The following is a 23,668-nucleotide window of genomic DNA, read 5'->3' as shown; positions in this document are numbered from 1 at the left end:
GTCGCAGGAGGTGCCGCAGCTTCGACAGGGAGCCGTTCCACCATCTGGAACATTGCCTGTTGGCTGCCGTTAGGACCGCTCATCGGTCCCCGCTGCAGAAAGGGAAGTCCATGTCCGAGGCCAAGACGACCACCAATCACGACGAAATCCGCAAGTGGGTAGAAGAACGGAATGGCCAGCCGGCTGTCGTTCGCACGAAAGGCAAGGGCGGCATTCTGCGCATCGACTTCGGCGAGCCCGAAGACACGCTCGAGCCAATCGAATGGGACGAATTCTTCCGCATCTTCGACGAGAACGATCTCGCCTTCCTGCATCAGGATAAAGCCGGCAGCGGTGGAACGAGCCGCTTCAACAAATTCGTCGAGCGCAGCCAGAAAGGTTGAGAGGCCGAAAATCTGGCGCCGTTGGAGGGGAGGAGGCCCGATAATGGCGCGCGGCAGGCGGGGTCAGGCTGCCGCATTTATTCCGCTGCGCTCAATCGAGCGGCTGTCCATCGGCCTGGGCGTCGTTCCAAGATCGTAGCCATCCCCGGCGCGGGGTTCCCGAATGGCGTCGGCAGTGGGAACCGCGTGGCGCTCCGGCTGTTGGATCAGCAAGGAGCAATGACCATGGGACTCTTTTCCGACCTGAACAAGAAGCTGACCGAAAACCTGTACGCCCATGGCAGTTATCTGAGCGATCCGAGCGCCGACCTGCCGCGGCGGGTGGAGGAGACGGTCAACCTTCTGATGCCCTTCGTGCGGCCGGAGGCCCGCGAAACGGTGAAGCTGCAGATCCTTGGCATCATCCACGAACATATCTATGACGAGGACTGACTGCGGCGACCGCTCGATCCGCCGGAGACGCTAGAGCAATTACAGGAAAAGTGTGAGCGGTTTTCCGTCCGGAATTGCGTAAAAAACAAAGAGATAGGGCGTTTCGCCGTTTCTGTGAAACGGTGAAACGCACTAGCCGAGGAACGCTTTCAGCCGTTATCCCGAACGCCGGGATCTGCCTTGCTTTTCGGCGTCGCGGAGCAGCCGCACGATGGCGTCCACCGGAGACGGGTCCGTGATCGGCTGTGCTTTCCAGCGCCATAGATGACGAAACAAACTTCTCAAGCGCGGCATCGCAATACCTCCTTGCGCTATCAAACCTCGAACGGGGAACGATGTTCCTTTCATACCTGGCGGAAGATCGCGGCGAGCAGAAACACAACCGCGGCCAGGACGACCAGCGCCACGATCACCAGCACCGGGCCGTTCCTGCGCGGCTGCAGGCCGGGCGCGTTCTCTGGCGGCCGCATCGCGTTGGCAAAGCTTGCCTGGTTGGTGAAGCTCGGTTTGTGCGGCTCGACCGGCTTGGCGGAAGTCGGGACATCGCCGGCCTCGGCATCCGCCTCCTGCGGTGCCGCCGCAGGGTCGAACCCAGGGGTCTTGTCCTGCGTCCTGCCGGCCTGGATTTCGCCGCGGGCTTCGGCGGGCGTGCGTTGGTTGGGTGACATTCGGCGCCTCCTTTGTTTCCAAACCTGCTTCCCGCCCCGCTGTTCCAACTGCGCCTTAAAGATGGATATCGATCAGGAAGCTGCCTTGCAGTTCATCGCGAGCGTTGCGGGATGTCGGGCGCTGCTATCCAAGTCGATTCGTGGACTCCGGCGGAACTTTCAGGAGCAGGGGAGCTTTGTATCCTCGACAGGGAGATGAAGAGGCAGGAATGCAAGTTCTCGACACAGCGATACATGCCGGTCCTGGAAACGTGACGGTCGAATTTCTCGGCGAGGGCGGAGAAAAGATCGCTGTCACCATGGTTGTGTCCGACCCATCGCCCGGCGATGCCGCGCTTGTCGATCGCGCCAAAGAGCTGATGATTCAGTGCGCAGCATTCGGCGGCCGGTCTGCGCAAGGCAGCCAGGACAGGTCCGTGGATGCCGTCCGGCCCGCCGTCGAGAGGCCAACCGACGTGGGCCAGGATCTCTATACATTCGAATATCGCGAGGGTGGCAGTTTGAGGCGGCTTGAAGGGGTGGAATTGCCCAATCTCGAAGCTGTTCATGATGAAGCGCTGCGCTCCGCGATCGATCTTCTCGACGATCCGGCTGCCGAAGCTCGGCGGGAGGGCTGGGCGGTTCGGGTTCGCGGCGGCGACGGCGATGTAATCTTGTCGGTCGATTTCGATGAGGCAAGGCGGGAAAAGGCCGCCGCATTGTGATGGAGGCAAGTCTGTGAAGGATCGGACGATAAAGACCTTTATGCCCCTGCACGCGATTGCCGCCGCACGCGGCGATGGGCTGAGGCCGGAATTTCTTCGCCTGTTCGAGGCCCGCGCGGCCTTGTCAGACCTCGATGTGATCCGGCTCAGCCGGGGCGAGGACGCAGGCTTGGACCAAGCCGGCCCGGATCCTATCGGCAGCCGCGCAGCCGTTTGCGGACGAAACGTCGTGCGCTTCCCGGGCCGGCGGAGTACAACAAGCCGTGTGCCAGGAGGAGGTAAGCGTGTCAGAGGAAATCGTCATGCAAGCGCCCCTGGCACTGATCATTGAAGACGAATATCTGATCGCTTGCGACGTGGCGGATGGCTTAAAGGCGCTCGGTTACGAGGTGGCCTGCGTGGCCTCGGAACGGGCAGCCGCGACCTGGCTGGACGACAACCAGCCCGATCTGGCCATCATCGACATCCAATTGCTCGACGGCCAAAGGGGGGCCGCCGCCGCTCGACTCAAGGAGGCAGGTGTGCCTTTCATCGTCCATTCGGGCTACGATCCGGCCTTCCAGTCGCCTGTCTTCCATGGCGCGCCTTTTCTGCTGAAGCCTGCGCCGATCCGGCATCTGGTCGAGCTTGCGAGCCGGTTGATAGGCGATCGCACCATGTCATAAGTGAGGCTTTCTCAGTCCGGCGCATCGCTCTTGCGGAACCGCGACACCGCTTCGATCAACAGGTTGTAATCGACCGGCTTCGACAGCTTGGGCTTGTCGCGAAACCGGTCGGGAAAGACGGTGACGCTGTCGTAGCCGGTGAGGAAAATGAAAGGGACACCGCCGAGCGTGAGATGCTCGGCCAGGGGAAAGCTTTGCTCGCCTCGAAGGTTCACATCCAGCACGGCTCCGTCCAGAGCAACACCCTCGATTTGTGCAAGCGCCTGTCTGACCGTGGGTGCCGGGCCGATCACTGTGCATCCTGCTTGGGTCAACTGATCGGTGAGGTCCTCCGCAAGCATAAATACGTCCTCGACCACAAGGACATTCAGGCCGGACAAGAGCATGTTGTGTCCACTCCTCATCGCTCAGCGGCAAATGTCAGCGACCTGTGCCTGACGCCAGCGGAATTTCTATGTCGCATTCCAGTCCGGAGGGTTCGAACCTCAGATCGACCTTCCCTCCCAGCTCGTACTCCAAACTTTGCTGGATGAAGCTCGTTCCGAAATTCCGCTTTGGCGGCTCTTCGACGACAGGCCCGTCGATTTCCCTCCAGCGGATTGACAGAATGCCCGGTTTGTCGGTGTTCCAGGCTACTTCGACGCGACCGTCCTCTGTCGATAGGGCTCCGTATTTCGCGGCATTGCTGGCAAGCTCGAAGAACACCATGCCGAGTGTCGCGGCCGCGCTCGCGCCAAGCTGCAAAGGCCTTCCGAGGATGATGATATTCTGGCGCTCCTTGCTGCTGTAAGGCGACAGCACTGCCCGCAGCAACTGCTCGAGATCGGCATCTGTCCAGTTGTAGGAAGACAGCACGTCGTGCGTTCGACCCATTGCCTGCAGCCGCTGCTGGAAGGACGTGGAAAAATCGCTCATCGAACTGGATGTGCGAACCATGCGGGACGTCAGCGCGGTGACCGTGGCCAGGATATTCTTCACGCGGTGCTGCAATTCATGCAGCAGCCTTTCCTGGCTGCGCTCGGCCTCCTTGTGGCTGGATATGTCGACCAGCGCCGCGATGGCGCCGCGGACCTTGCCCTTTTCGTCGAACAGCGGGTTGGCCGACATCATGACGTCGATTGCGGTACCGTCTTCATGCTGGATACTCGCTTCATAGCCGGGAATTGCCTTGCCGGTGCGCATTGTCTTGAGCAGCGGCTGGTCGTCGGTGCCTACCTTGGTTCCATTGAGCGTCAGCGGCAGGATTGCGGGCACGGATACCAGCTTGGTGCCGGTAGCGGGCCGACCCAACAGCTCCGCCGCGCGCCGGTTGGCGCGGATCTCCACGCCGGCGCCATCCTCGGCGATGAAGATGCCGATCGGCACGAGGTCGAGCAGGGCTCCCAGGCTTTCGACGCGGTTGCGCAGGTCATGCGAGAGCGCGCCGATCCTTTTCTCGGCCTGCGTGATCTGGGTGACGTCGACGAAGGTGACGACGACGCCCGCTATGATATTGTCGACTGTCCGGTAGGGCAGCACCCTCATGATATAGCTTTGGCCGTTGTCCATGCCCTCGACCTGCCGCTCGATCGTGCCAAGCCTTTGCAGCACCTGTTCCATGTCGGCCTGCAGGCCGTCGGCCGCGAAGCGCGGACGGACATGCGCCAGCGGCCGTCCGACATCGCTTTCCACCAGCCGGAACAGGTCGCGCGCGGTCGGTGTGAAGTTCTTGATGCAGAGGTCGCGGTCGAGGAAGATGGTGGCGATTTGCGTGCTTTCGAGCAGGTTCGCCATGTCGTTGTTGGCGCGGGTGAGCTCATCGACGCGCAGACTGAGCTCGGCATTGACGGTGTGCAACTCCTCGTTGATCGACTGGAGTTCCTCCTTCGAGGTTTCCAGTTCCTCGTTGGACGACTGCAGCTCCTCGTTGATCGAGGAAAGCTCCTCGTTCGAGGATTTCAGCTCCTCATTGGAGGATTCGAGCTCCTCCGTCGTAATCTGCAGACGCTCCTTGGTTTCCCTCAGCTCCCTTTCGAGCTGACTGACATTGGCGCTTTCGACATCGTCGGTTGTGTGGACGGCCTCGTCCTCGGCTTCCGGCTTGATCCCGCCGACATCCCGGAAGACCAGCATAAAGAGGGGGTCGGAAGAACCATCGCCCGGCAGCGGCTGCACAGCCAGGCTGATCGTCTGACGCCCGCCATTGGTGCCGATGCTGATCTTATTCTGGACCGCCACCTGTCCGGTGCTTACAGCCTTGTGGAGAGCGGCCCTCAGATCCATGCGCAACCCGCGACGCGCCATGGAAAAAACGTTGTGGCTGGGGGCGCCGGCAGCAAGCTCCAGATATTTGCCCGTGCCGCCTGAGCTGTGCATCATCTCGCCGGCGGCATTCACGATCACATAGGCCGGCGAATAGCGCTCGACGAGCAAACGCTCCGCGATTTCCTGCAGGGTTCCGGCCGTTGCCCGCCGGCGCGCACTTGGATCCGTCGATCTCGCCGCTGTAACAAGCGGGAATTCCGGCAACCGATGTGCGGTGGCCCCGTTGCGCCTCTGGAAGATGCGGCTTGTCTTATCCACCGTCGAGAACAGCTGTGGATGGCGCGTGACGTTCTCCGAGGAACCGAGAAGGAGATAGCCGTTGTTGCGCAAGGCGTAGTGAAAGATCGGGACGATCTTTTCCTGCAGTTCCGGGCCCATATAGATCAAAAGGTTGCGGCACGCGATCAGGTCGAGCTTCGAAAAGGGCGGATCGCGCAAGAGATTGTGCACCGAAAACAGGCAGATCTCCCGCAGGTCGGCGGAAATTCGGTATGTGCCGTCCTCGCGCGAGAAGAACTCCTTCAGCCGCTTCGGCGTTATGTCCGGCGCGATCGTCGCCGAGTAGCGGCCGGCGCGCGCTACTTCCAGCGCGCGCTCGTCGATGTCGGTGGCGAAAATCTGTAAGTTGGGCGAGGCGGCGCCGCGCGGCGCGTTCTCCTTCAAGAGCATGGCGATCGAATAGGCTTCCTCGCCTGTGGCGCAGCCCGGCACCCATACCCTGATCGTCTCGCTGGGTTTGCGGTTCTCGAACAGCCTGGGAATGACCACACGCTCGAGAGCGTCGAAAGCCTGCGGGTCGCGGAAGAAGCTGGTGACGCCGATCAGCAGGTCCTGGAACAAAAGATCGACCTGCTGCGGGTCCTCGCGTAGCCGCTGGTAGAAGACGGTGGGATCGTCGATCTGCAGCACCAGCATGCGGCGCTGGATGCGCCGCAGAATGGTGTTGTCCTTATAGCCGCTGAAATCATGGCCTGTGCGCGAGCGAAGCAGGGCGGCGATGCGCGAAAGCTGTTCGGTCACTTCGCGCTTGCGCCGGTCCCGCTCGGTTTCGGTGCGGCTCGCGTGGGTGAAATAGCTGACCAGCTTGCCGGCCATCTCCTCAGCCGGAAGCACCATGTCGACCAGGCCGCTCTGGACGGCGCTGCGCATCATGCCGTCATATTCGGCGCTCTCTTGCGCGAGCGTCAGTCCGCCGCGCTCCTTGATGGCCCTCAAGCCGACGGTGCCGTCGCTGCCGGTTCCGGAAAGAATGATCCCGGCGGCGTTCTCGGCCTGCTCCTGCGCAAGCGAGATGAAGAAATCGTCGATCGGCGCCCGTCTGTCGCGCGCGGCCGCGATCTTGACCAAGTGAAAGCGCCGCTCTTCAATCCTCACCGAAACACCTGGCGGGATCACATAGATGTTGTCGGGTTTGACCTCTACGCTTTCGGCAACTGTTTGCGTTGCGATCGCGGTTGAGCGCTGGACGATGCTGGCAAGCGCACTTTCATGCTCGGCGTCGAGATGCTGGATGACGACATAGGCGAAGCCGCTGTCGGCGGGCACTTCGGGAAAAAAGCTCCGCAATGCCGCGATGCCACCCGCCGATGCGCCGATGCCGACAATGGGGAAGGACGCCGGCTGCTTTTCGTCGTCGCGCGAACTAACCCTTGCCTTGTGAGTACTTGCCTTCCGCGCTGACTTCGCCATTGCCCCTTACCTGAACCCGCCTGCTTCCGAGGATGCGTTCGATCACAGCGGCATCCGCCTCATATTCCTTCGCCCGCCTGCCCATTTCGGCGGCGAGTCCGGAGCGGCGCTTCGCCCGCTCCCGCTCTGCCATACGCTTGGCAAACTCTGCCCGCTGCTGATGCGAGCGGAGCAGGCTCCACAGGATCTCTTCGGCCTCCACCGCCTGCATCTCCATCACCGCGTCGGTGGTGAAGGCATGCCCGGTATGGCACCGATAGCGCAGCATGTCACCGTCTTCGATCTCCCACAACGGCCCGTGACATTCCGGGCATGTAAACACCGACAATTCGCCAAGTCGATTCGCTTCTTGCATCGTCGAATGCTCCTGCGCGGCAATAGCCGCTTCCAATCTAACCGCCGGCGGGGGAGGAAAGGATTCTCCGGCCGGCTCGACCGCAAGTTTTGCCAGCAAAGGGCCGAGCTCGGCGGCGGGCAGGCAGTGGTCGACCTCGACATAGCGCAGTGCGCTTTCAATCATCCCGGGCACCAGCGCGTCCTTGGGGTGCTGGACGACTGCCAGCCCGCCGACGGACTTGACGGCCCTCAACCCGGCGGTGCCGTCGGAAAGTGCACCCGACAGCAGAACCCCGATGACACTCGCGCCGTAGCTCAGCGCCGCCGAGCGGAACAAGGGGTCGATGGCCGGCCGGGCAAGATTCTCGCGCGGGCCGCGCCGCAGCATCATATGATCATCGTGAAGGAGAAGATGGAACCCGGGCGGCGCGACATAGACGCAGCCGGTCCTGAACTCTTCGCCGTTCCTTGCCGGCTGCGTTTCGAGCGTGCCCGCGCGGTCCAGGATCTCCGGCAGGCAGCTGACCTGGCCGATATGCACCACGACGAAGATGGCCGCCGGCAGATCGGCCGGAAGGTTGGCGACGATCTGCTTCAACGGCTCGATTCCGCCGGCCGACGCGCCGATGACGATGATGTTGTGATGGTTGGATAGACCTTTGGAACGAGCCATTCCGCTACGAGCCTCCAAACTGGGCTGTAAGAAGTGTTCCGTTGGGGTGACGGCATCATCGCGGTGCAGCGACAGGTCAGATGTTTAACCCTGCAACCTGCACGAAGTTCCAATCTCTGCCGGCCCAGGCTCGTCGCGAAAGATGGCGGGAACATAGGGGATGACTGGCAGTTGGGGTTCGCTTCAGACGCCATGCCAGGCGTTTGTCGAAGATCGGTGGGCAACACCTGATCGGTCTGCGCCTGTCCCTTGCAAGCGCGGGCTTCAGGCCCGGCAGGCCTGCCGCGCCGCTGTACAGATGTCGCCGCCAAAACCACAGGAGACAGCAATGAAGCATCAGACCTCATATGAACTTCAATCGGTGGCAGTCGTCGACCGGCTTGGATTGATCCCCCTTGCCACGAGAACGCAGCGGATCGAGCGGTGGGCGGAACTGCTGGACCGCAATCCGCTTCGGTGTCTCTCCGCGCTGACGGGCACCGAATATGTCGATCCCGAGGTTCGCGAAAAGGTGCGGGCGGACGGATCGCCGCTCGCGGTTGCTTTCGATGATCCGTTGCTGCGCGCGGCCGGTTTGCAGTCCGACACCTACGGCGAGGCGAAGCGCTTTTTCGAATTGTCCGATTGGCAATTGCATGACGTCGTGTGCAGCTGCCATGCCGGCGCGACGATGCAGGCCAGCTGGGCTGCCGCGCGGGTCCGTCGGATCATAAAAGGCAACCGGATCATTGCCTGGCTCAGAAGCCGCCTGACGCATTGAGAATGCTGGTCGCCAGGCGAGCGCAGGTCGCCGGCGGCTCGGCTGCTTGCGATTAGTGCAGCAGACAAGCTCCGCGCAGCCGCGCTATCTTGCGCATGATGGTGTTCAGCCAGTCGGCGATCGATGACCCGGCGGGCCTTTTGTCGATATCTTCAAGCGCCTGCTCCAAAGTGTGCTCGACAAGGCGGTCGGAAGCGCCGGCATCGTCCAGCAGCAGACGCGCGGTGAGCCGGAGCTTGGGGAGCAGCGCAACGACGTCCTCCGCCGCGGGCGCCGGCTGGGCCACTGGCACTGGCTCCGCAAAGGGTTCCGGCGGGAACAGCGCATTGACCACGACGGCGCCGTTCGAGGACTTGCTCAGGCTGCTCGCGAAACGCAAACGCTCGGGGATGGCGATCTCGTCATAACCGCTGAAGAAGACGAAGGGCACGTTGCGCCGCATCAATTCGTCCGCAACCGGGAAGACGAGGCGACCATGCAGGTTGACATCCAGAATCGCTGCGTCCGCCATCTTTGCATGTCGCCCGGCCTGCTCCACTGTCGCTGCCGGTCCGAGGATGATAGCGCCCATCCCAGCGAAGAAGGTCGCCAGATCGCTGGCCAGCAGCCACTCGTCCTCCGCGATCAAGAGGTGAAGTCCCCTGAGGTTTCGCACACGAAGCTCCTTAGTTCATATTCGGACGTTGATGAGATCTCAGTCACGGGGCATGTCGCGTCGCAACCGACGCGTGTATTCATGAGGTCGCAGGAAAGCCAACTGGTAGAACGCGGCGATAGGTGAACCGTTCCGGCGGTTCGCCGCGCCGGATCTGACAGCTATGGAACCATTCCGCCGGCCGGCGGTTCGACACCAGGCGGGAGTCGGCCGGGAACGATGACCCATGACGCCGCAGGGCGAAGCTTCCAGGGAAGACAGCGAGCGCCAAAATACCGACCGTATCCGCGACCTTGCGGCAAGAACGAGAATTCCAAGCGGGTTGGCGCTTGCGCTGATCCTGAATACGGCAACGAGCCGAACGTGCTCGATCGCGAGGCTGCAAAGTTCAGGCGCGACGCGAACGGCGGCAGGTAGGGAGCTGCGGCGTGCTGGCCGATCCCATGGTCCTCATCCTGATGTACTTCATCCTGCCGGTCTGGCTGGTTGCGGGCTTTGCCGACTGGCTCTGCCATCGCGCCACCCACATCGAATCGACGACCGGTGCGAAGGAATCGCTCATTCACTTGCTGATGTTCGCCGAGGTTGGAATCCCGCTGCTTGCGGCAATGTTCCTGGAGGTGAACGCCCTGGTCATCGCCGTGATGATCGTCACCTTCTTCATTCACGAAGCGACGGCGATATGGGACGTGCGCTATGCGACCACGGCTCGCACGGTGAGCCCCGTCGAGCAGCACGTGCACAGCTTTCTGGAAATGATTCCGCTGATGGGGCTGGTCATCGTGGTGGCGCTGCATTGGGGCCAATTCCTGGCGCTGTTCGGCGCCGGAACGGAAAGGGCTCGCTTCGATTTGACCTGGAAAGAACAGCAACTGCCGGTGATATACATTGCCGCCGTGATGATCGTGATCGTGCTGTTCGAGCTGCTGCCCTATGTGGAGGAGTTCTTCAGAGGCCTGCGCGCCAACTCAGGCCGGCTGGTGCCTGACAAGGCGAGGCGGCATGAGCCCGGCGACACGGCGACGCGCTGAGGCTGGCTGATCCTCTCAGCCATTCTGGTCGATAGCGTGCGGCGAGGGCTGCTGGGCGCCACCGCTCGGGCGCCCGCCGTTTTGGTCAGCCCAGACCCAAACGGCGACCAGAACGATCACCAGAATGCCGAGCGCAATTAGGATACGACGCATCCCCGGGCCGACCTGCTTCAGCCGCCTGGCCGGTTGGCGGCCGGATCAGAGCCGGCGCCAACCGCGGGATCGGGTGCCACCGGACCGCGCTCGACTTCCGAACCTTCCGACTCGATCTCCTGCACGGCTTGATCCCAGTGTTCCTGCTGGCGGCCCTCCGGACGGCCTTCACGCTCCCAGATCTCATGGGCGCGTTGCCTGATGCGTTCTTCCCTGTCCATGCCTGGCTCCTCTCGCACGGCTGAACTGCATTGTCTGCGCCTAATCGGATGCCTGGAGGTTTGTTCCACCGGACTTGAAACGGACTGCCCAGCTGTTGGAACGCCGCTCTCGCGCCGGTGTTATCTTTCATCCAACCGGAGATAGAGTCATGAAGAACCGTCAGAACCGTCGCGAGACCGGCGCCACGAAATATCCCGCCAATACCGATCCGGATCCGAGCGACGAATTTTCCCAGGACGCCGCCGGCAATGAAAGGCCCCATGTCGATCCGGGCCTCAGCCGCAAGCAGGGCGAGGTCGAGGACAAGACCCGTCAATCTGAGGGCCGCGATCCACCGCGACAGCCGACGCCAAGCACGGCGACGGAAAAGAGCTCAGGGGCCGGTCCCGCTGTTGCGGAGCATTCCAAGGACGCCAAGGCGCCCAGGAGCGGCCGTCAGCCCGGCGCCTATGTAAAGGAATGAACGCGGGCCGCGCCCCCTGGAACATAGCTTTGAATTCTAAGTTCGGTAGCAATCGTCTCCGCCGGTTCCGGCATTGAGGCGGCGAGTAGCCAGGCTCCGAGACCATCCGGTTGCTGTAAAACGGCGGACCGACGATGAACAGAAAAGCCCCAAGCATGCATTTCCGGAAACGAGCGGGCGCGATGACGCGTTGCCCGCCCGTTCAGCGCCGAACGAAGGCTTGGCTGGTTTTGCCGGCAAGCCTCTTGGCAGGTTCTCTTTGTGCCCCGGCATCGGCGCACCAGGCGCCGGCGGGCTGGCAGTACGATCCTTCCTGCTGCGCCGGAGTGGATTGCTATCAGGCCCCACCTTCGGACGTGAAAGAGACGAAATACGGCTACCAACTCTCGACCGGCGAGCTGATCCCCTACAGCGACCACCGCATCAAGCGATCACGCGACGAATATTTTCACGAGTGCAAGCCCGGGGGCGACACCAGTTCCCAGCACTCCTTCTGCCTTTATGTTCCGGACCGCGGGATGTGAGGCGCAGCGGCTAGATCCAAAATCGTGACCAAGAAGGCCCGTCCTCGACACAGGCGGACCTCCTCGGTGTGCGAAAGCTACAGCCGCGAAACGCCTACTTGTTGCAATTCTGCATGTTGGATGTGGTGTTGCCGCTAGCGGTATTGTTGTCGATATCGTTGCCAGCCGCGTCCTTGCACCGGTCGCCCATGCCGCCGGACGGTGCTGTGGTCGTGCTGTTTGTGGCGTTTGGATCGACCGTGCCGCCATTGCCGTTGTTGTTCATGCCGTTGGTTCCGGTCGTGGTGGCTGTTCCAGACCCGTTGCCACTGGTTCCAGAGCCGCTGGATTGGGCCATTGCGGATGTAGCCAGGACAATTGCGACAGCCGAAGCCGAGAGAAGTCTAATCATGGGGAAGTCTCCTGTTTGATCGCCAGATTGCGATATGTCTCAAACAAGAAATCCCTGTCGATGTTCCAGACTGGCAGGTGCTATTCCATAACTTCTTGTCGATTACACCTGGAACCAACAATGCTGCCATATCGAATGCGCGTCATAGAACAACTAGGCTTATCTGTTGTTCGAACTTTCTGCCTCGGGTCGATCCCGGCCGCGATGTTGGAGTCGTTTCACATCGCCTTCGACCGTGTCCCGCCATGGCTCCTTGAACGTGCCCTTAGAGGTGCCGATGCCGGGATCGTTCTCCCATATCAGCGTCGCTCGGATTTTTTGGATTTCGGGCGCTGGTTTCCCTGATGACCATTCCTCGCAGCCCGGTCCATCAAGACTTCACGCGGAACCTGCCGCATCGCCGCCAGGATTTCCCGATCCGGGGTGCCGCCGCCGCCGAGATGAACATCGACCATTCGACGGCGCTGGCGGGAAAGGTCGAGTGTCAGAATTCCCGCCTATTCGCCGGCCTCCATCATCGTCTTGGCTGGCTCCTGCGCGACGTTTTCCTCGATCTGGTCGCGGCCCGGAGTCCGAGGCAGCGCCTTGCGGAAGTTCTTGGCGTAATCGGGCGGCATTTTCGGCGGCATCATCGGCTCATAGGCGTCGACGAGCGCTTCTATGATCACCGGCCCGCTGGCGGCGAAAGCCTGGTCGAGCACGCGCTCGACCTCCTCCGCCCGCTCGATGCTGAAACCTTTTCCACCCATCGCCTCGGCGGCCTTGGCAAAATCGATCGGCTGCAGCTCGCAGCCGAATTGGGGATTGCCGAGGAACATCATCTGCTCCCAGGCGATCTGGTTCAGCATGTTGTTCTTGATGACCAGGAGTTTCAGCGGAATGCCATAGCGCACGGCCGTCGAAAACTCGCCCAGTTGCATGGCGAGCCCGCCATCCCCGACGATCGCCGCGATAGGGCGGCCGGGAAAGGCTATGCCGGCGGCGATCGCATAGCTGAGGCCGCAGGACATGGAGGCAAGCGCACCGGAAACGCTAAAGGCTTGTCCCGCGCGGAGATCGACATGACGGGCGGCAAGCTCCGTGTTCTGGCCGGAATCGGTGGCCAGAATCGCATTCTCCGCAAGACGTTCGCCGAAGGCGCGCGCGACGCGTTGCGGCTTGAGAGGATGAGCCAAGTCGTCTTCGGACTGGCGCATCATCTCGCGCCATTTGCGCATCGAGCCTTGCGCCGTCGCCAAGAACTCGCCGTCAGCTTTCTGCTTCAGCCGCTTGTTGAGGGCGCGCAAGGTCCCCGCCGCGTCGCCGACCAGACCGGCTTCGACCGGAAAGCGCAGGCCGATGCGCTGCGCATCGCAATCGATCTGGACGCCACGCGCCTTGCCCGGCCGCGGGTAGTACTCGATGTAGGGAAAGGTCGAGCCGACAATGAGGACGGCGTCGCATGTTTCCATCGCCTCCTGCGATGGCAAGGTGCCCAGAATGCCAATGCCGCCAGTGGTGTAAGGATGGTCGTCCGGCAGCACCGCCTTGCCCAGCAGCGCCTTGACGACCGGCGCCTGCAACAGCCGCGCCGATTCTTCAAGCTCGGCCGCCGCGCCGATCGCTCCGCGCCCCGCAAGGATCGCCACGCGCGCTGCGTTGTTGAGAATGGCCGCGGCCTTGTCCAACTCCCCGTCTTGCGCGACGCAGTGAGGAGCGAACATGCCCTGCGGCGTGTGCGCCGGCCGGTTGCGCTTGGATCGCTTGGCCGCGTTGGCGGGCTGTTCCTGGATATCGCTGGCGATTGAAAGATGGGCGACGCCCCTGCGGGCGAGCGCGGTGCGGCAGGCGAGGCTGGCCACGTTCTCCATATGCGCCGCGTCCGAGACCTGGACGTTGTAGACGCTGACGTCGTTGAAGACGCGGGTGAGATCGACATCCTGTTGGGTGAATGTCTCGATCAGGTCATGGAACTGCATGCCGGTAATTGCCAGCACCGGCGCCTGGTCGAGCTTGGCGTCGTAGAGGCCGGTGAGAAGGTGAGTACCGCCGGGCCCCGACGTTGCGAGGCATACGCCGAGCTTGCCTGTCCATTTGGCGTAGGCGCAAGCCATGAAAGCGGCCGATTCCTCATGCCGCACCTGGACGAAGGATATCCTGTCCCGGTTTTTGCGCAGCGCCTCCATGACGCCATTGATGCCGTCGCCGGGCAGGCCGAACACGACTTCGACGTTCCAGGCAATCAGGGTGTCGACGAGGATTTCGGCTGCGTTGGGCATGGCGAGGCTCCGCTGTTGGCTTCCGAACCGGCAAGACCACGGTTGGTTCCCTCGTCGGATCGGGCCGGGCCGGCGGTCACAAGGAACAAACCTGATTGCAAGGGGTTGTGGCGGCCATTGCCATGTGCTGCTCTGAGGAGGATCTGTGGACGAGCCTGTTTTCTGCGACACGCCGCTGCTGCGGGTCGCCTATGTGAGCGGCGGATCCGAGGACGGAGCGCCTGTGCTGCTCCTTCATGGCTGGCCCGATGATGCAACCACGTTTGCGGACGTGTCGCCATTTCTTCACGCCGCGGGCTTTCGCACCTTCGCGCCATGGCTGCGGGGGTTTGGAGGAAGCGTGTTCCACTCCGGCGAAACGATGCGCTCAGGCGAGATCGCCGCCATGGCGCAGGACGCGCTCGACTTTGCCGATGCCATCGGCCTCGTACGGTTCGCGGTTGTCGGCCACGACTGGGGGGCGCGCATCGCCTACCTGCTCGCCTCCGTCTTTCCGCAGAGGATAAGATGCTGCGCGGCGCTTTCGCTGGGATGGCAACCCGGCTCGCTTCCGACGCCGCCTTTGGAGCAGACGAGGGCCTTCTGGTACCAGTGGTTCATGGCGACCGAGCGTGGCGAGCAGTTCGTGCGACAGCACGGCCATTCCTTCGCGCGATTCCAATGGGGCAGCTGGAGCCCGCCAGGCTGGTTTGACGACGCGCTGTTTGAACGTGTGGCGAGGTCCTTCAAAAATCCGGACTGGCGGGATGTGACGCTGCATTCCTATCGCGTGCGCTGGGGGGAGGCGGATCCCGATCCGCGCTACGCTGAACTCGCGCGCAAGCAGGTTGAGGCGAAGGTCATCTCGGTGCCGACACTGGTCCTTCATGGCGATGACGACCGCGTCGTTCTGCCGGGTTCGTCCGAAGGCAAGGAGGAGTATTTCTCGGCAAGCTACGAACGTGAGCTTCTGCCGGGCGTCGGCCACTTTCCGACCCGCGAGGCGCCTGAGCAGACCCGAGAGGCGCTGGAGAGCTTCCTGACAAGCTTCGGCAGGCAATAGGCTGCGCCGACTTCGATATTCGGGACAGCTGTCCCGAGAGGAAGTTCGTCGGTCCAGCAGACTGGCGAGACAGGAACCTTTTTCCCGTCAGTGGGTTAGTGGGGAAGGCATTAACCCATGTTAGGGGAACGGCCGTGACACGCAAGCTTCGTGAAGTGCTCGGATCGGAGGAGGAACCCTCCAAGATCACGACGCCGGAGCGCGAGACGAGCGTCGCGTTGGAGGCGCTGAGAGGCGAGAATGCACCGTCTCGAATGTTGGCACTGGCGCGTAAGCTCGACGCGGCGATAGCGTTGCGGACGCGCAAAGCCCGCCCGAATTGATTGTCGACTGCGACGTTCCGATCGCGACGATGCGGAACAATCATGGCCGGCAGTTGTTCGTCTCCAAACCTTCCATGGGCGATCGGATGAAGGGCATAATTCAAAGCCTGATTGCCGAGTTTCTGCCGCGATGGTGGCGCCGAAAATCTCGCGCCCCGGCACCGAGGCAAGCGCCGGTTCGTGTGTTCTCGCGGGTAAAATCGGACAGTTCCCAAGCGACCGGGGCAGGGGAAGGATCGGATGAAGGTCCAAGATAGCCAAGCCAGGGCATGCCCGCTCCGCCGGCTGAAACATTCATCCCGATTGCCGTTCGGCAACATCATTTCCGCGGGCGCGAGGCGACACCGAAAATGCCGAAGAAAGTTTTCCCAGTACCCGACGTGCTAGAAACGTGGAAACTTTCTCCGGAACATTTCTGTCGCCTGCCGGTTCGAAAGCCGATCGCCCTCCCTCTAGCGATCCAGGGTCCCATCAGGCCCATGGCCCGTTGCCGCATGCAGGCAGCGGGCCTTCTTCGTCTGGATCGCCGCGTGGCTCCCGAACCGGACGCAAGGGGAACAAGCGGGATATCTTCGGGTTCCTCTGAGATAGCGGGAACTGTCACCCAGGAGGCCGCAATGAGCGAGGCTATGACGACCTCAAATCACGAAGTGATCCGAGCTTGGATCGAGGCGCGCGAGGGTAGGCCTGCCGTCGTCGCCGGGCCGGGGAAGGGCGCGATCCTGCGGGTCGATTTCGGCGCAGGCGACGAAGATCTGAGACCGATCGAATGGGAAGACTTCTTCAAAGTGCTGGACGATGACAATTTGGCGTTCGTCCACCAGGACATGACCGCGGAGGGTGCCATCAGCCGCTTCAACAAATTCATCACGCGCGAGTAGGCCTCCGGGAAAGAGCGGATATCGCGCTCGAACTCTTCACTGAACCCCCGGCATCTTGCTGGCATCCTGCGGATTCTTCGTGATGCCGGCGGCCGGTGAGGTATCCTGCGGCGCGTTCCCGCCCTGGTTTTGCTCGGGTGTCCGTTTGACGGGCGCTGTTTGCCAGCCTGTGCCGACATAGACGAAGGCCCAATAACAGAGCACCAGGACCACCGCAGCCAATATCAGTGGCAGAAGCACCCGTCTCATGTCGAACTCCTGGCTGGCTTTGCGTCTGTTGTGGCCGCCGACGGCGAGGTTAGGTCGCCCTTCGGCGCGCCGCTTCCCGCTCGACATCCTCAGCCGAGTAATCGCCGGCAGCCGGATCGAAGGCTGCCCACCCGTCCGCTTCATATTCGCTGCGGCGGTCGGCGATGTTGACCGACGCGGAGCTGTGAAGGACTTCCCGGGCTTCCGAAGCGAGGTCGTCCTCGACGCGAGCTGTCACCAGCGTGCCGCCGCGGCGGACGCCTTCGGCATAGACATGCGCGTCTTCCTCCGGCACGCCGGCATCGGTCAGGCTGCCGATAATGCCGCCGGCCGCGCCGCCCACAATCGCTCCGGCGACGGCGCCCGCGGCTGTCGACGCCAGCCAGCCGGCCGCGACGACCGGCCCGACGCCAGGTATCGCCATGGCGCCCAGGCCTGTTGCCAAGCCTCCGGCGCCGCCCACGACCGCGCCGATACCGGCGCCGCTGGCGGCATCCTCGGCGGCCGGGGATGGCGTGTTTCGATACCAGCCGCGGGCATTGTTGGCCATGATGCTGATGTCGGATGACGGGACGCCAATGGATTCCAGCTCGCCCACCGCGTCAGCGGCGTCGTCATAGTCGTCGAACAGCGCGGTGATCGTTTGCATGTCGGTTCTCCTGTCTATTGTTGGCCGGCGAAGACGTTGCCCTGATAGTCGAGTGCAACGGAGGTGCCCTTGCCGTCCTTCGTCGCCTGGCCACGCCAGATGCCCTGCTCGTCCTTGGCGAGCGCTGACACGTCCGCATAACCGGCATCCTGGATGCGCTTCTTCGCCTGCGCCTCGGTGAAGCTGTTTGCGCCGGGAACCGGAGCGGGTGGTTTGGGTGTCGATGCCGATTTGACCGCCGGCATGCTCGCGCTGGCGCGGGCGATCTTCTCGATCATGTCCTGATGCATTTTCAGTGTCGGCAGGGTTTCCGCCGCGAAAGATTTGAGCGCGGGATTGTCTCCGTCCTTGGCGTAGGCCTCGAACAGGCCGACCGCGTCCGCATGTGCCTTGCGCTGCATCTCCACGTAAGGCTGATCCAGCGAGGCCGTCGTGCTCTGCAACCGTTCCAGATCGCTCTTATGCTCCGCATCGGATCCCGTCGGTACCTGCAATTTCTGCTCGGCGGCGATCTTCTGCAGTTTGGCGTTCGCCGCGCCGTGGTCGGTGATCATCCGCTTGGCGAAATCCTTGATCTGCTGATCCTTCGCATTGTCTTGCGCGATCTTGCTGGAATCCACTTCGAACATCCCGCCGATGGCGGCCTTGTCGACGAAGGTCTGCGCGTCGTCGGCCGCGAAGGCCGGAAGGGCAAGCATCAACGCGACGGCCGTCGATGGAACGAGCAACATACGCATGCTCATGGCTGAAGGCTCCTTGCTGTTTGATGGGGCCCGAACCGCTATTCCCGGCCTTTGTTCCGCGACAGACTTGTGGCGTTTCAAAAGGCCAAAATGGAATCCGCCAGCTCTGGCCGGGCGGGTTTCTGATCGACCGACCATGGCGAAGCCCGGTCAGCGGGCAAGAGAGGAGCCGGTGAATTCGTCGATGAGGATCGGCCCTTTTTCACAACGGAGACGGGCCTTTGCCTCAATCAAGCGTTCGGAGTCGAGGCGAAACCGGCCTTTGCCTCAGAGCTCTGCTCGCGGGTGGAACGAAAGCCGAATCCGGGAATTACCTACAAGCACTGAACATTACTTGCAGGAGGAAGAAATGGGACGAGGTATTTTACTCTGGCTGCTCGGCGTTCCGATTCCGATCATTATCCTTTTGATGCTTTTCGCGCGGTAGGAGCGGACAATGACCAATGCCTTTTCCGCGGTCGACGAAGCCGCGGTCGAAACATCTTCGTCTGCCGTCAATTGGGGACCCATCGTGGCGGGCGCTTTCGCCGCGGCCACTCTGACGCTCGTCCTCATGCTCGTCGGTTCCGGGCTTGGTCTGACGATGATGTCGCCCTGGGGCGGCGCTTCGCTGACGACTTTCGCCGTGTCGACCGCGGTCTGGCTGATCATAGTGCAATGGCTGTCATCCGCGCTTGGCGGCTATGTTGCCGGACGGCTTCGCACCAAGTGGGTCAACGTTCATACCGATGAGGTGTATTTCCGCGATACCGCGCACGGGTTCCTGGCCTGGGCGCTTGCCACCTTGCTGGTGGCCACCGTCCTTGGTACGGCGATCTCGGGAATTGTCGGCACTGGCGCCCAGGCGACGACCGGCTTGTTGAGCGGCGCCGCAGCCGGTGCAGCTTCGCAGGCCTCGTCGGCGCAGTCGCCATCCGCCAATGATTTGGCTGGATATTTCGTCGACGCGTTGTTCCGGCCGGCCGATAACGCAGCCGCTGCAACACCACCGGCCGGCACGCCTCAGAACAATGCCGATGCCGCTGGGCAGGCAACACGCATACTGGCAATCAGCGCTGCGAACGGCGAAATGAGCGCGAATGACAAGGCATATCTTGCCCGCCTGGTGGCATCGCGGACGGGCCTGCCACAAGCCGATGCGCAGAAGCGGGTGGACGACGTCCTCGCTGGCGTCGAGGATGCCAAGAACAAAGCCAAGGCGGCCGCCGACAAGGCCCGCAAGGCAAGCGCCACCACTGCTCTGGTTGGCGCATTGTCGCTGGTGATCGGCGCCTTCATCGCGGCCGTTGCGGGAGTGCTTGGCGGCCGGCAAAGGGACGAGGACGAGGCTCGCTTTTTGAGAAGCAGCTGACGGTCATCGCGCCTAGTCTGGATGAGGGCGGCAACCATGTCGCCGACGGCGGTGGTCGTGCTACTGGCCGCCGATGGCCTCAAGCGGGATGGCAGCCGTGAAATTGAGCCCGCTCGGAGCCAGCCGCAAGTCCACCGTCGCTCCGAGCTCGTATGGCAAGGTGCCCTCCAGAACCTCCAAGCCGAAGCCGCGCCGCTCGACGGGTTTGAAATCGTGGGATCCGCTCTCCATCCATTTGAAATGGAGCAGGTCCTCTTCCTCCAGCTGCCATTGGATGTCGATGCGGCCTGCGCGGCTAGACAGTGCTCCGTATTTCAGGGCGTTGGTCGCTAACTCGTGGATGGCCAGCCCTATTGTCTCGGCGGCCTTGGGCGCAAGCGTCACGGGCGGACCGTCGATCGTCAGGTTCTCGCCTTCCCGGCCGCCCGCAGCACGCAATTCTTCCGCCACGATCAATGCCAGACTGATACCGATCGACGGACGGCGTGTGATGGCCGCCTGGACCCGGGCGAAGGCGTTGATGCGGCCTTCCAGATGGGCCGCGGCTTCGTCCAGGGATTCGCTTCTCTCCATCGTGCGCCGCACGATCGAGCGGATGACGGCCAGCGTGTTGCGCACGTGATGCTGCAATTCGGCGAAGCGGGCCCGGTGTTGTTCCTCGCATTCCTTCTGATGCGTGATGTCGTAACCGATGCCCCCGATCTGGGCGACCTTTCCCGCTTCATCGCGCATCGGAAAATCGGCGTTGCGCAGCCAGCGTATCTCATTGTCGGCCGGCCGGCATATACGGTATTCGAAGGTGACGCTTTTGCCGTCGCGAATGCGCTCGATCTGGGCCAGCACATGCTCGCGGTCTTCAGGCAGGACAAGGTCGATCCAGCTGGCGAAGTTGTCGCCAGCCAGGGCCTTTTCACGGCTCATGCCGTAAATGGCGTCGAAAGCCGGGCTCAGATATTCCCACTGCAGCGTCTCGGCGTTGCGAATCCAAAGCACGTCCGAGGCGGCCTCTCCGAAATCCTGCAGGTTCTCCTCGCTTGCGCGCAGCCCGGCTTCGGCACTCGCATGCTCATGCAGGGCCGTCTGGACCTCGGCCAGGCTGCGTTCAAGCGGCTCTTTGGGCGGACCCTTTGACATCACTCTTCATTGGCATCGAGATGCCTGCCTTCGCGATCGAGATGCAGATAATTGGGATTGAACAGCGCGACGTCCTGCAATGCCTTAAGGTTGGGAATGGTCAGAGTCCTGTCCTTCAGCACGATGAGGTTCGAGGCGCGCAGCTCCTGCAGCGTGCGATTCACATGAACCGTCGACATGCCCAGCGTCTCGCCCAGTTCCGTCTGCGTCAACGGGAACTCGCAACTGCTGTTGCTCGTGCAGCCCGCAGCTTCCAGCCGGATGAACAGCTCGCATAGTAAATGCGCCATGCGCTCCAGTGCATCGCGCTGCCCGAGGTTGACGGTCCACTCGCGCTGTATCGCCGCTGCGACGAGCGATTCCCACCACAGTGCCTGGGTGATGCGCGGATGCCCGATCATCATCTCGTCGAAGGCCGTGCGCGAGATTTCCGAGACCACGACCGGCGTGATGGCGCCGATAGAATGGTCCATTTCCTTCAGGACGAAGACATTCAGATCGCACAGGTCCCCAGGCAGGAAAAATGCGATGATCTGCCTGCGGCCGTCTTCGAGGGTCTTGTAGCGGCAGGCCCAGCCCTCGCTGATCAGATTGATGAATTCGGGCTTCTCGCCCTCGTGGATGATATCCTCGCGCGCGGCGAAACGTCGAACCCGTTGCGCCGCTATTCTGAGCAGCATGTCCTTGTCGGCCTGCGAGAGCCGCGTGAACTTCTCGAGCTTCCGGATCAGAGGCCGCCTCATCCTTATCCTTCTTGTCCGTGATACACAGAACGATCGGGCAACGACCTTACCTATGTTAACGTCCGTTTGCCGCGGACGACTGCGAGCAGGAAGCGCATATGGACGACAAAGTCGCCGATGCTCGTGCACCGTCCTGGAGACGCGTATTTTCCTGAGCAGGATATCACAGCCGCGATTTTCGCGCTCGGTTTCACGGCTATCGATCCCGTCGCGGCCAGCCACGAGGCCTTGGAAGCGCCTGGTCAAGATCGCGTCGAAATGGGCATCACCGATCTCGAGGGCCGGAGCCGCGATTGATCATGCGTCGTGTGCCAAGCGCTGAGAAGCGGCTGCCGCGAGTGTCCGCCACCGGCTACGACGCAGCCGCGCCCCTCTCGTGTTGCCAATCGCAGCTGGACAAGCCCACTGCCGACCAATCCGGCGCGTCACCCGCTGGACATGGCGCGCCGGCCTTGCGGCCCCTTGAGAGATCCTCGCCGGATTAAACCGACATCAAGTCGAAGCTGACGGCGTGTCCGTGCTTGACGGCCGACCGCGCGATCATGTTGCTCAATTGAGGAGACTCTACCGAGCAATCCGGCATGACAGTAAGGATGGCCCGCGTGGCCGCGGCCACCGACACCGGCGAGCGGTGCGAGGAACGCGTTTCCATATAGTGCTCGATGAGTTCGTTCAGCCGGACAGGATGATATTTGATCACGCCGCACCTCCCTAAGCCGCGCTTATTCTCTTGCAGCCAACGAATGCTCCCGGTCTCGCGGTCGCGCATTAACCCATGAGAGGGAGTCGGGAAAATTCTTTGAAGCTTCGGCGCTGCAACGACACGTCTGGAGACATTGGCGCTTCGGTCAATCACACTGGCTTTGCGCGCGCATTCCCTTCGCCGGCGGCTTCAGCCAGACGCATCCGCGCCAGGTCATTCCGGCCTAACGGGAACCAAGCGCCTTGGCTTCGCGCTCCAGCGTCGCGCGGTCATTGCCGTGTTTGCGAATAAGCTCCCGGGCTTCGGGCATCGTCAGCTGGAATTTCCGCGCGAAATACGCGACCTCATATTCTTCGTCGCCCGATATTCGGTCGCGGTCGCGGAAATCACGCTGGTTCTTGTCGTCGGTCATCACCGTTCCTCCTGGTTGAAGAACAACGTCCGCCGGTAAACGTTCCGTCGGCCGCTGCACGGAACATGCGGCTCGGTGCGGTTCGGAAGTCCCCCCTCGCACCCGCCGGCGTACCGAGCGCCTGATCGGAGAAACGGCATGGCCATCGCGGGGAGCCGCCTTTTTGCTGGAACGATCCCGCTGGCTGGTGGATCAGATCGGGGCGGGCAAAATCTCGGCTCGCCCATGGCGGACCCGGGATGCGTCTGATCTCAGCTCTGGTCGCGAAGCAATATTCTGGCGTCCTCGGCAGCAGCGATGAAAGCCTGGTGTGCGACCCTTGGCGGCTCCTGATTGCGCAACACCGCAAGGCAGGCCTGGATCGCGCGGCGCCGTGTCCTCAAATGAGGCTTGGGCCAATCGTGCAAAAGCACGTCAGCCGCATCCAGCACCGACACGACGACGCGGTCACGGTCGATGCGACCTGGCTGCACCACGACCGGTTTGCGAAAACGTTTGCTGCGATAGCGCATGGCCGCTTTGCCGCTGAAACGGTGATCGGACACGGCATCATCCTTCAATCGGCGTTTGCGACAACAACCTATGTTAAGGCGGCGCGACCGATCGTGGCGCAGAGTGCGGCGGCCTTAGTTCCCTCACCGAGGCAGGCCCGGTCTGCGCTCCTGTGTCACCAACGAGGATAAGCAGACCGGGCTTTCAATTGGCTCCGCAATGCCTGCGGAAGGCCTTCAGCGATCCCATTCTCCATGGAAAGCGCGCTTCTTCAGTAAACATGGACGCGACCGCTACGTTCCGTCTCGTCGAGCAAGGGTACGGCCGTGAATCGAGATCGGCTTAACTGTAGCCTCGCAGGGACGGTGGGCGGAACATTTGGCCGCCAACTCGGTTAGCCGGACGACCGACCGCCTCCAACCGGGAAGGAAAAGCCATGCTCGGTGTCGATCTGTGGGCCTTCGTCGTGATCGGCGGGCCGATTATTCTCCTGCTCGTGCTCGTTTATGCTCTTTTGACTCGCCGGCACCGAGGGCCGGCCGAACGCCGCGAGAGCGATCGTGCAACCGAGCGCCTATACCGCAACCAAGGGGACTGAGGTGAGGCTCACCCACAGTCGCCGGCAACGGAACCAG

31 protein-coding genes are annotated in these 23,668 nt (G+C 62.3%); 14 read left to right on the top strand and 17 right to left on the bottom strand.

Annotated features, from left to right (window positions below):
• The first annotated feature begins 110 nt into the window (after nt 1-110).
• Nucleotides 111-383 (top strand): hypothetical protein, encoded by a 273-nt coding sequence (locus LB526_RS20365; protein ID WP_140833344.1) that lies wholly within the window; start codon nt 111-113, stop codon nt 381-383.
• Between the two features lie 225 nt (nt 384-608).
• A complete protein-coding gene (locus LB526_RS20360) occupies nt 609-815 on the top strand; it encodes a hypothetical protein (protein WP_095768905.1) in 207 nt (68 codons plus the stop codon).
• Nucleotides 816-1,159: 344 nt separating this feature from the next.
• Here the strand turns inward: LB526_RS20360 and LB526_RS20355 are convergent, their stop codons facing one another.
• Nucleotides 1,160-1,483 carry a hypothetical protein gene (locus tag LB526_RS20355; RefSeq protein ID WP_224629482.1) on the bottom strand — a complete coding sequence of 108 codons (324 nt, stop codon included), beginning with the start codon at nt 1,481-1,483 and terminating at the stop codon, nt 1,160-1,162.
• Between the two features lie 209 nt (nt 1,484-1,692).
• On the opposite strand from LB526_RS20355, the gene LB526_RS20350 reads away from it, so the two are divergent.
• Together LB526_RS20350 and LB526_RS20345 are read left to right on the top strand one after the other, a co-directional pair.
• The gene (locus LB526_RS20350; protein ID WP_224629481.1) at nt 1,693-2,187 is read left to right on the top strand and encodes a DUF6894 family protein; all 495 of its coding nucleotides are present in this window, start codon (nt 1,693-1,695) and stop codon (nt 2,185-2,187) included.
• A gap of 302 nt (nt 2,188-2,489) precedes the next feature.
• Entirely contained in the window at nt 2,490-2,852 is a 363-nt protein-coding gene (locus LB526_RS20345) for a response regulator (RefSeq protein WP_224629480.1), read from the top strand.
• Between the two features lie 11 nt (nt 2,853-2,863).
• Here the strand turns inward: LB526_RS20345 and LB526_RS20340 are convergent, their stop codons facing one another.
• The 3 genes from LB526_RS20340 to LB526_RS20330 are packed head-to-tail and all read right to left on the bottom strand — an operon-like array spanning nt 2,864 to nt 7,854.
• A complete protein-coding gene (locus tag LB526_RS20340; protein ID WP_140696581.1) occupies nt 2,864-3,238 on the bottom strand; it encodes a response regulator in 375 nt (124 codons plus the stop codon).
• Nucleotides 3,239-3,272: 34 nt separating this feature from the next.
• On the bottom strand, nt 3,273-6,845 hold the full coding sequence (locus tag LB526_RS20335) for a CheR family methyltransferase (protein ID WP_224629479.1): 3,573 nt from the start codon (nt 6,843-6,845) through the stop codon (nt 3,273-3,275).
• Entirely contained in the window at nt 6,799-7,854 is a 1,056-nt protein-coding gene (locus LB526_RS20330; protein ID WP_224629477.1) for a chemotaxis protein CheB, read from the bottom strand. Before LB526_RS20330 ends, LB526_RS20335 begins: the two co-directional genes overlap by 47 nt.
• A 328-nt stretch (nt 7,855-8,182) precedes the next feature.
• On the opposite strand from LB526_RS20330, the gene LB526_RS20325 reads away from it, so the two are divergent.
• On the top strand, nt 8,183-8,614 hold the full coding sequence (locus tag LB526_RS20325; protein WP_224629475.1) for a hypothetical protein: 432 nt from the start codon (nt 8,183-8,185) through the stop codon (nt 8,612-8,614).
• Nucleotides 8,615-8,666: 52 nt separating this feature from the next.
• On the opposite strand, the gene LB526_RS20320 is transcribed toward LB526_RS20325, so the two are convergent.
• The gene (locus tag LB526_RS20320; RefSeq protein WP_224629474.1) at nt 8,667-9,242 is read right to left on the bottom strand and encodes a response regulator; all 576 of its coding nucleotides are present in this window, start codon (nt 9,240-9,242) and stop codon (nt 8,667-8,669) included.
• A gap of 455 nt (nt 9,243-9,697) precedes the next feature.
• Here LB526_RS20320 and LB526_RS20315 point away from each other — a divergent pair, with 455 nt between their 5' ends.
• Nucleotides 9,698-10,300 carry a diguanylate cyclase gene (locus LB526_RS20315; protein WP_140844407.1) on the top strand — a complete coding sequence of 201 codons (603 nt, stop codon included), beginning with the start codon at nt 9,698-9,700 and terminating at the stop codon, nt 10,298-10,300.
• 170 nt (nt 10,301-10,470) lie between these two features.
• Here LB526_RS20315 and LB526_RS20310 read toward each other — a convergent pair whose 3' ends face one another.
• The gene (locus tag LB526_RS20310; protein WP_095768854.1) at nt 10,471-10,674 is read right to left on the bottom strand and encodes a DUF2934 domain-containing protein; all 204 of its coding nucleotides are present in this window, start codon (nt 10,672-10,674) and stop codon (nt 10,471-10,473) included.
• Nucleotides 10,675-10,823: 149 nt separating this feature from the next.
• Between LB526_RS20310 and LB526_RS20305 the strand changes: the two genes are divergently transcribed.
• Nucleotides 10,824-11,138 (top strand): hypothetical protein, encoded by a 315-nt coding sequence (locus LB526_RS20305; RefSeq protein WP_224629472.1) that lies wholly within the window; start codon nt 10,824-10,826, stop codon nt 11,136-11,138.
• A gap of 134 nt (nt 11,139-11,272) precedes the next feature.
• Nucleotides 11,273-11,662 carry a hypothetical protein gene (locus LB526_RS20300; protein WP_224629471.1) on the top strand — a complete coding sequence of 130 codons (390 nt, stop codon included), beginning with the start codon at nt 11,273-11,275 and terminating at the stop codon, nt 11,660-11,662.
• A 94-nt stretch (nt 11,663-11,756) separates the two neighbouring features.
• Here the strand turns inward: LB526_RS20300 and LB526_RS20295 are convergent, their stop codons facing one another.
• The 3 genes from LB526_RS20295 to LB526_RS20285 all read right to left on the bottom strand — a co-directional run bounded on the left by LB526_RS20295 (nt 11,757) and on the right by LB526_RS20285 (nt 14,311).
• Entirely contained in the window at nt 11,757-11,927 is a 171-nt protein-coding gene (locus LB526_RS20295; RefSeq protein WP_224605617.1) for a hypothetical protein, read from the bottom strand.
• Between the two features lie 425 nt (nt 11,928-12,352).
• Nucleotides 12,353-12,508 carry a hypothetical protein gene (locus LB526_RS20290; RefSeq protein ID WP_224629466.1) on the bottom strand — a complete coding sequence of 52 codons (156 nt, stop codon included), beginning with the start codon at nt 12,506-12,508 and terminating at the stop codon, nt 12,353-12,355.
• A 42-nt stretch (nt 12,509-12,550) separates the two neighbouring features.
• Entirely contained in the window at nt 12,551-14,311 is a 1,761-nt protein-coding gene (locus LB526_RS20285) for a thiamine pyrophosphate-dependent enzyme (protein WP_224629464.1), read from the bottom strand.
• Nucleotides 14,312-14,456: 145 nt separating this feature from the next.
• Here LB526_RS20285 and LB526_RS20280 point away from each other — a divergent pair, with 145 nt between their 5' ends.
• From LB526_RS20280 to LB526_RS20270, 3 genes are all read left to right on the top strand, one after another.
• Entirely contained in the window at nt 14,457-15,353 is an 897-nt protein-coding gene (locus LB526_RS20280; protein ID WP_224629462.1) for an alpha/beta fold hydrolase, read from the top strand.
• 134 nt (nt 15,354-15,487) lie between these two features.
• Entirely contained in the window at nt 15,488-15,676 is a 189-nt protein-coding gene (locus LB526_RS20275; protein WP_224629461.1) for a hypothetical protein, read from the top strand.
• Between the two features lie 617 nt (nt 15,677-16,293).
• Nucleotides 16,294-16,557 carry a hypothetical protein gene (locus LB526_RS20270; RefSeq protein WP_224629459.1) on the top strand — a complete coding sequence of 88 codons (264 nt, stop codon included), beginning with the start codon at nt 16,294-16,296 and terminating at the stop codon, nt 16,555-16,557.
• Between the two features lie 36 nt (nt 16,558-16,593).
• Here the strand turns inward: LB526_RS20270 and LB526_RS20265 are convergent, their stop codons facing one another.
• The 3 genes from LB526_RS20265 to LB526_RS20255 are packed head-to-tail and all read right to left on the bottom strand — an operon-like array spanning nt 16,594 to nt 18,198.
• On the bottom strand, nt 16,594-16,806 hold the full coding sequence (locus LB526_RS20265) for a hypothetical protein (RefSeq protein WP_140696544.1): 213 nt from the start codon (nt 16,804-16,806) through the stop codon (nt 16,594-16,596).
• A 49-nt stretch (nt 16,807-16,855) separates the two neighbouring features.
• Complete coding sequence (locus LB526_RS20260; RefSeq protein ID WP_224629458.1) at nt 16,856-17,455, bottom strand: hypothetical protein; 600 nt, start codon at nt 17,453-17,455, stop codon at nt 16,856-16,858.
• Nucleotides 17,456-17,469: 14 nt separating this feature from the next.
• Nucleotides 17,470-18,198 carry a DUF4142 domain-containing protein gene (locus LB526_RS20255; protein ID WP_224629457.1) on the bottom strand — a complete coding sequence of 243 codons (729 nt, stop codon included), beginning with the start codon at nt 18,196-18,198 and terminating at the stop codon, nt 17,470-17,472.
• 436 nt (nt 18,199-18,634) lie between these two features.
• Here LB526_RS20255 and LB526_RS20250 point away from each other — a divergent pair, with 436 nt between their 5' ends.
• The gene (locus LB526_RS20250; protein ID WP_224629456.1) at nt 18,635-19,549 is read left to right on the top strand and encodes a hypothetical protein; all 915 of its coding nucleotides are present in this window, start codon (nt 18,635-18,637) and stop codon (nt 19,547-19,549) included.
• Between the two features lie 60 nt (nt 19,550-19,609).
• Here the strand turns inward: LB526_RS20250 and LB526_RS20245 are convergent, their stop codons facing one another.
• Both LB526_RS20245 and LB526_RS20240 read right to left on the bottom strand, forming a co-directional pair.
• Nucleotides 19,610-20,683, bottom strand: coding sequence for a sensor histidine kinase (locus LB526_RS20245; RefSeq protein ID WP_224629455.1), 1,074 nt, complete (start codon nt 20,681-20,683; stop codon nt 19,610-19,612).
• Complete coding sequence (locus LB526_RS20240; RefSeq protein ID WP_224629454.1) at nt 20,683-21,426, bottom strand: Crp/Fnr family transcriptional regulator; 744 nt, start codon at nt 21,424-21,426, stop codon at nt 20,683-20,685. The genes LB526_RS20245 and LB526_RS20240 overlap by 1 nt, the downstream gene beginning before the upstream one ends.
• Before the next feature lie 117 nt (nt 21,427-21,543).
• Here LB526_RS20240 and LB526_RS20235 point away from each other — a divergent pair, with 117 nt between their 5' ends.
• A complete protein-coding gene (locus tag LB526_RS20235) occupies nt 21,544-21,723 on the top strand; it encodes a hypothetical protein (RefSeq protein WP_224629453.1) in 180 nt (59 codons plus the stop codon).
• Nucleotides 21,724-21,907: 184 nt separating this feature from the next.
• On the opposite strand, the gene LB526_RS20230 is transcribed toward LB526_RS20235, so the two are convergent.
• The 3 genes from LB526_RS20230 to LB526_RS20220 all read right to left on the bottom strand — a co-directional run bounded on the left by LB526_RS20230 (nt 21,908) and on the right by LB526_RS20220 (nt 23,101).
• The gene (locus LB526_RS20230) at nt 21,908-22,126 is read right to left on the bottom strand and encodes a hypothetical protein (RefSeq protein ID WP_224544276.1); all 219 of its coding nucleotides are present in this window, start codon (nt 22,124-22,126) and stop codon (nt 21,908-21,910) included.
• 226 nt (nt 22,127-22,352) lie between these two features.
• On the bottom strand, nt 22,353-22,541 hold the full coding sequence (locus LB526_RS20225) for a DUF3606 domain-containing protein (RefSeq protein ID WP_224629451.1): 189 nt from the start codon (nt 22,539-22,541) through the stop codon (nt 22,353-22,355).
• 251 nt (nt 22,542-22,792) lie between these two features.
• Nucleotides 22,793-23,101 (bottom strand): DUF982 domain-containing protein, encoded by a 309-nt coding sequence (locus LB526_RS20220; protein ID WP_224629450.1) that lies wholly within the window; start codon nt 23,099-23,101, stop codon nt 22,793-22,795.
• Between the two features lie 368 nt (nt 23,102-23,469).
• Here LB526_RS20220 and LB526_RS20215 point away from each other — a divergent pair, with 368 nt between their 5' ends.
• Nucleotides 23,470-23,631, top strand: a complete 162-nt coding sequence (locus tag LB526_RS20215; RefSeq protein WP_224629444.1) for a hypothetical protein — start codon at nt 23,470-23,472, stop codon at nt 23,629-23,631.
• Nucleotides 23,632-23,668 lie beyond the last annotated feature (37 nt).

This window comes from Mesorhizobium sp. CA6 (assembly GCF_020165035.1).
Classification (GTDB): domain Bacteria; phylum Pseudomonadota; class Alphaproteobacteria; order Rhizobiales; family Rhizobiaceae; genus Mesorhizobium.
The sequence above is the reverse complement of the archived record's forward strand: the minus strand, read 5'-3'. Positions and strand labels throughout refer to the sequence as shown.